Raw genomic sequence first — 6,434 nt, 5'->3', positions numbered from 1 at the left:
AAAGGAATAAAGAAGTGAGGATATTTCTAAAGCACAATATACTTCCTGAGTTATTTAGCCAAAACTGTTCTCTCACCCCTTTTGCTTTGTATGTAAATTTATTCTTTTGCAAACATAGGAGCCAAAACCTAATCCCATTTTTCATTCAGAATTTTAAAAGTTGGATTCCTACGCAATAACAGACTGCATGAATAGACTTTGCGTTGTATTGTCATTCCGCAGGAATTCAAATACGAATGAGCAGAATTATTCACTAATTGTTTAAGTTTTTTTAACAATTTCATGGCCGGATTTTCCAGTAGAAATCCCTATTTTTGCATAACTATCGTTTTTACTGAAAAACTAAAGTATTCTGATTGACATGGCAGGTCTGAGGTCATTTTTCTTATTCTATATCATACTGGTTTTTTCCCTTTTCAATTCGAATTGGGCGGAAAAATCATTGAGAAATATCCCTCATGTTCCTCCTGTAACCAACATTCATGTTCTGGATGTTTACGAGGAAGCAGATATGAATACGCATGCGCTGCCTGCTGCTTCAAAAATTGTAAAACATTCAGTTAAAAAAAATGATTCTGCCATTGCAGACTTTTCAGGAATATTAAAAGTTATTCCAAAAATTTCCCTTCCTGAGATTGCGGTTTCCACTATTTGTGGCGTTAAATCCTTTCTCCATCTCCTCCAGCTGTATTAGGTTTAAGTTTCTGAATGCCAAATCATTTTAACGGAAATCTTATAACTTAAACATTTAAAAATGTATTTTAAAACTGTAATAATTTGCATTCTTGCAACATTATTCGCTGTGTCATGCAGTAAAGACAAGAAAAAAAACAATCAAAAAGATAAAGAAGTTCCCGTACTGGAAATCAAGGAAAAAGATACATTGGTGAGCAACCAGTTTGTCACCGATATCCAGGCTAAAAAAAATGTTGAAATGCGTTCCAGAATCGGAGGTATTATCCAGCATATCTATGTCAACGAGGGACAGTTTGTTCAGCAGGGACAGGCTTTATTCAAAATTAATGATGCTGAGCTGCAAATGGAACTTCTGAAAGCCAATGCAGCATTAAAACAGACTGAAGCAGACGTTCGTATTGCAGAAGTAGAGCTGAAGCAGATTCAGAGTCTTCATGCCAAGAAATTTGTAGCCAATAACGAGCTGGAAATGGTAAAGGCAAAACTGTCTTCAGCAAAGGCAAAACATGCCTTTGCCGATGCAGAAAAAAGAACCGTTCTTCAGAAAATAAGTTTTACAAGAATTACAGCACCTTTTGATGGAGTGATTGACGTTATTCCTCATAAAGACGGAAGTTTAGTGGAAAACGGAACTTTATTAACCACACTTTCACAACTGAACGAAGTGTACGCTTATTTCTCCATTCCTGAAAACTTATACTTTGAACTTTTAGCTAACGATAAAATCGGAAACCATCAAAAAATTGAATTGACGTTGCCTAATGGAGTCAATTACCAGTTCAACGGAGCTTTGAAAACAGCCGAAGGGGAAATCGACAGAACTACAGGTTCTATTCGATATAAAGTGCTTTTCCCGAATCCGGACCGTTTGATCAAACACGGTACTTCCGGGAAGCTTATCATTTCCGAACAGCAGGATAATGCGATCCTTATTCCACAAAAATCGACCTTCTCCATTCAGGATAAGACCTATGTTTTTGTAGTAGATAAACAGAATAAAGTGAAAATGACCAATATTAAGATCGGAACTACCCTGAGAGATTCTTATATGGTGGAAAGTGGTCTTAAAAAAGGAGATTTAATCATTTATGAAGGAACTCAGTCTTTAAAAGATGGAGATATCATCAAAATCAAAAAGAAGTATTAACCTTTCATAATCTTTAAATCAATCGACTATGGTAGAAATGTTTATAAGACGGAAGGTTCTTTCGTTGGTTATTTCCATATTATTTGTATTGCTGGGAATTATGGCGTTATTGAAAATGCCGATCACCCAGTTTCCCGATATTGTACCTCCTTCAGTAACCGTTACAGCAAAATATACAGGAGCGAACGCCGAAGTGTCTGCCAATGCGGTAGCCCTTCCTCTGGAGCGTGCCATCAACGGGGTGCCGGGGATGACATATATGTCTACGGTGACTTCCAATGACGGGCTTACCCTTATTCAGGTGTTCTTTGAAGTAGGAACAGATCCTGATGTGGCTGCAGTAAACGTTCAAAACAGAGTAACGACTATTCTTGATGAACTTCCTGAAGAAGTAATCAGAGCCGGGGTAACTACTGAAAAAGAGGTGAACAGTATGCTGATGTACCTTAATATCACCAGTACAGATCCGAGCCAGGATGAACAGTTCATTTATAACTTTACAGATATCAACGTCCTTCAGGAGCTGAAACGTATTGATGGAGTAGGCCGTGCTGAGATTATGGGTCAGAAAGAATATTCGATGAGAGTATGGCTGGATCCTCAGAAAATGGCAGCGTACAATATTTCTGCAGATGAGGTAATCACTTCCCTGCAAAAACAGAATATTTCCGCTGCACCTGGAAAAGTAGGGGAAACCTCTGGTAAAACCTCAAGCCAGCTTCAGTATGTTATCAAATACAAAGGAAAGTTTTTTGAGCCTAAACAATATGAAGAAGTTCCCATCAGATCTGATGTGGACGGAACCATTTTAAAGCTTAAAGATATTGCTAAAGTGGAGTTTGGAGCCATGAACTACGGAATGGTTTCCAAAACAGACGGAAGACCTTCTGCATCCATTATGATGAAGCAGCGCCCGGGTTCCAACGCATCTGAAGTGATTGAAAGTGTAAAGGCAAAAATGGAAGAATTAAAAGTCACTTCTTTTCCGCCGGGAATGGAATATAACATGGCTTATGATGTTTCCCGATTTCTTGATGCTTCCATCAGTGCGGTACTGACAACGCTTATTGAGGCCTTTATTCTGGTTGGAATTGTAGTATTTATCTTCCTTCAGGACTGGCGTTCCACATTGATTCCTGTACTGGCAGTACCGGTAGCCTTGGTAGGAACTTTTGCCTTCATGAATATGCTGGATTTCTCAGTGAACCTTTTAACATTGTTTGCGTTGGTTCTGGCCATCGGAATTGTCGTCGATAATGCTATTGTCGTCGTTGAAGCCGTCCACGTTAAAATGGAAGAAGGAATGAATGCGATGGATGCCACCATCAGTGCCACCAAAGAAATTGCAGGAGCAGTAGTAGCGATTACGATCGTTATGTCTGCGGTATTTATTCCTGTGGCTTTCCTGGATGGTCCTGTAGGAGTATTTTACCGTCAGTTTTCATTAACGCTGGCCATCAGTATTGTCATTTCAGGGGTGAATGCATTGACACTTACTCCGGCACTTTGTGCGATTATTTTAAAACCTCATGATCACAATAAAAAGAAAACGATTATCGACAGGGCTTTCCAGAGTTTCAATACCGGTTTTGAAAGACTGACGAATGGTTATGTAGGTATTTTATCAAAATTTGCCACAAGAACTACAGTAACTTTCGGACTGCTGTTTTTATTTATCGGACTTACTTTCGTGACCAGCAAATTCCTGCCAACCGGATTTATCCCAATGGAAGACCAGGGAATGGTGTACGTAAGTGTTACCACTCCGCAGGGCGCAACGGTAGAAAGAACTGAAAAAGTACTGGATGAAGTAACAGTGATTGCCAAGAAGATCAAAGGAGTAGAAAACGTGACCACACTTGCAGGGTACAGTATCGTAACTGAAATTGCAGGCTCTTCTTACGGAATGGCGATGATCAACCTGAAAGACTGGAAAGAAAGAAGTATTTCAGTAAATGATCTCATTGCAGAACTCTCTGATAAAACAAAAGGTATTGCAGATGCCCAGATTGAGATCTTTGCGCCGCCAACCGTTCCCGGATTCGGGAATACCAGTGGTTTTGAATTACGTTTGCTGGACAGAACCGGAGGAACGATTGAAAATACAGATAAGATCACCAAGGATTTTGTTAAAAAACTCAATGAAGCGCCCGAACTGCAGAACAGTTTTACCAGTTTTGATGCTACTTTCCCGCAGTACATGATCAATGTGGATTATGATATGGCAGCGAAGAAAGGAGTATCTGTAGACAATGCGATGTCTACGCTGCAGACGATGCTGGGATCTTACTACGCTACGAACTTTATCCGTTTCAGCCAGATGTATAAAGTGATGGTGCAGGCAAGTCCGGAACACAGGGATACCCCTGAAAGTATTCTGAATTTATATTTAAAAAATGATAAAGGCGAAATGGTTCCTTTTTCCACTTTCATTACTATCGAAAGAGTATACGGTCCTGAAGTGCTTACAAGGTACAACATGTATATGTCAGCCATGATCAATGGAGAACCCGCAGACGGTTACAGCTCCGGGGATGCTATTGCTGCTGTGGAACGTGTAGCCAAAGAATCTTTACCAAGGGGATTCGATATTGAATGGTCAGGAATGACAAGAGAAGAAATCCTATCAGGAAACCAGACCGTTTATATCTTCGCGATTTGTCTTTTATTCGTGTACCTTTTATTAGCGGCACAGTATGAAAGTTTCCTTCTTCCAATGCCTGTATTATTAAGCCTTCCAACAGGAATTTTCGGTTCCTATATCGCTTTGGTAATAATGGGCCTTGATAATAATATTTACGCCCAGGTGGCATTGGTCATGCTGATCGGACTTCTGGCCAAAAATGCCATTCTGATTGTAGAATTTGCCGTGGCAAGAAATAAACAGGGATTTGATATCATTCCTGCAGCTATTGAAGGGGCAAGACAGCGTCTGAGACCGATTCTGATGACCTCTTTTGCATTCGTAGCAGGGCTTATTCCTTTGTGTATTGCATCAGGAGCCGGAGCCATTGGTAACCGTTCCATTGGTACGGCAGCAGCAGGAGGAATGCTGATTGGAACCATCTTCGGACTGGTGGTGATTCCGGGACTGTATATATTCTTTGCAAAACTTGAAAATAAGAAGAAAAATGAAAAGATTAAATCATAGAAATATATTGTACGGAATAGCATCACTGAGCCTTGTTTCGTGTGCTGTTCCCAAAGTAACGGAGCTGAAAAAGGCTCAGCAATTACCAGAAGAGATTATTAAAGCAGATCAAAATAAAAACCCTGATGAGTTCCGGCAGATCAACCTGAAAGCTTACTTTACGGATCCGCAGCTGCTTGAGCTTTTTGATAAAGTAGTTCAGGCAAATCCGGACTTCCAGATTGCCCGGCAAAGAGTGGAAATTGCCAACAGCTTCCTTCAGAGATCAAAGATGGATCTGCTGCCATCCCTTGAAGTGGGAGCAGAGGTTTCCGGTAATCATTATGGAAAATATACAATGGAAGGTGTGGGAAACTATGATACCAATCTTTCGCCTAATATTACGGAAGACCAGAAAATTAACAGGGATTTTACTCCTAACTATTGGCTGGGAGCAAGAAGCAGCTGGGAAATTGATGCCTGGGGAAAGCTGAAAAATAAGAAGATTGCTGCGCAGAAGAAATATCTCGCTTCAACGGAAGGATTGAGATTATTGCAGGTAGAGCTTTTCACAGATATTGCGAATCTCTATTATCAGCTGATTGCTTTAGATAACCGTCTTGCGATTTATCAGAAAAACTATAAACTTCAGCAAAGAGCCTTTGAAATTGTTCTGGCCCAGCGTGAAGTGGGAAAAGCTACGGAATTGGCAGTACAGCAGTTTAAAGCCCAGAATAACAACTGGCTGGCAGAGATTGAACATATCAAAGTGGAAATTGTTACAGTAGAGCAGGCGATTACAACATTAACGGGAAGCTATGGCGGAGAGGTGAAGCGCGGTAAAATACTGATGCCTACCAATATGGAAGTATTAAATAAAACCATTAATGTAGAAAATGTGATCCATTCAAGACCGGATGTAGCTGCCAATTATTATGTTTTAGAAGCTTCTCAGGCTGATGCAAAGGCTGCAAGAGCTGCTTTTTATCCCAAGATTGATCTGGGGGCCGGTTTCGGACTGAATTCTTTTTCCGTTGAAACCCTGTTTAAACCAAGTTCACTGGCCGGACAGTTGTTGGGAGGATTAATGGTTCCTGTTTTCAATAAAGGGCAGCTGAAATATGAATTTAAGGTAGCGAGCAAAGAGCAGGAAATTGCCTTTTTAAACTATCAGAAAAGTATCACAACAGCTTTTAATGAACTGCAGTCGATTTTGAAACAGACCAAGATCTATGAACGTGTTCTGAAACTGAAATCAGAAGAAGTAGGCTTTCTAGACCGTGGTGTTGAGGTTTCCAATGATCTGTACCTTACCGGATACGCCAACTATTTTGAACTGATCAATTCACAGAAGAGCAAATTAACTGCTGAACTGGATTTACTACAGTTCCAGCATCAGAATACCAGAAATAACGTCCTGCTGTTTAAAGCACTGGGAGGGAAACTGGATTAATTTTTACT

General features: G+C 40.2%; 4 protein-coding genes. All 4 read left to right on the top strand.

Annotated elements, in window-relative coordinates; genetic code table 11:
• Positions 1-442 precede the first annotated feature (442 nt).
• Genes ACLI50_RS22310 through ACLI50_RS22295 form a run of 4 tightly spaced genes read left to right on the top strand, consistent with a single transcriptional unit; the run spans position 443 to position 6,426 of the window.
• The gene (locus ACLI50_RS22310; protein ID WP_330745564.1) at positions 443-694 is read left to right on the top strand and encodes a hypothetical protein; all 252 of its coding nucleotides are present in this window, start codon (positions 443-445) and stop codon (positions 692-694) included.
• A gap of 60 nt (positions 695-754) precedes the next feature.
• On the top strand, positions 755-1,843 hold the full coding sequence (locus ACLI50_RS22305) for an efflux RND transporter periplasmic adaptor subunit (protein ID WP_110009172.1): 1,089 nt from the start codon (positions 755-757) through the stop codon (positions 1,841-1,843).
• A 28-nt stretch (positions 1,844-1,871) separates the two neighbouring features.
• Positions 1,872-4,994, top strand: a complete 3,123-nt coding sequence (locus ACLI50_RS22300; RefSeq protein ID WP_110009173.1) for an efflux RND transporter permease subunit — start codon at positions 1,872-1,874, stop codon at positions 4,992-4,994.
• Complete coding sequence (locus ACLI50_RS22295) at positions 4,975-6,426, top strand: TolC family protein (RefSeq protein WP_411414660.1); 1,452 nt, start codon at positions 4,975-4,977, stop codon at positions 6,424-6,426. The genes ACLI50_RS22300 and ACLI50_RS22295 overlap by 20 nt, the downstream gene beginning before the upstream one ends.
• The last annotated feature ends 8 nt before the right edge of the window (positions 6,427-6,434 follow it).

Origin of the sequence: Chryseobacterium cupriresistens, from assembly GCF_046614675.1 — a bacterium.
Lineage (GTDB): Bacteria > Bacteroidota > Bacteroidia > Flavobacteriales > Weeksellaceae > Chryseobacterium > Chryseobacterium cupriresistens.
This window is presented reverse-complemented; position numbering and strand designations above follow the sequence as displayed.

Bases quoted from the DNA above. Each gene is read 5' to 3' on its own strand.
- ACLI50_RS22305 (WP_110009172.1), top strand. From the start codon at position 755: ATGTATTTTAAAACTGTAATAATTTGCATTCTTGCAACATTATTCGCT.
- ACLI50_RS22300 (WP_110009173.1), top strand. From the start codon at position 1,872: ATGGTAGAAATGTTTATAAGACGGAAGGTTCTTTCGTTGGTTATTTCC.
- ACLI50_RS22295 (WP_411414660.1), top strand. From the start codon at position 4,975: ATGAAAAGATTAAATCATAGAAATATATTGTACGGAATAGCATCACTG.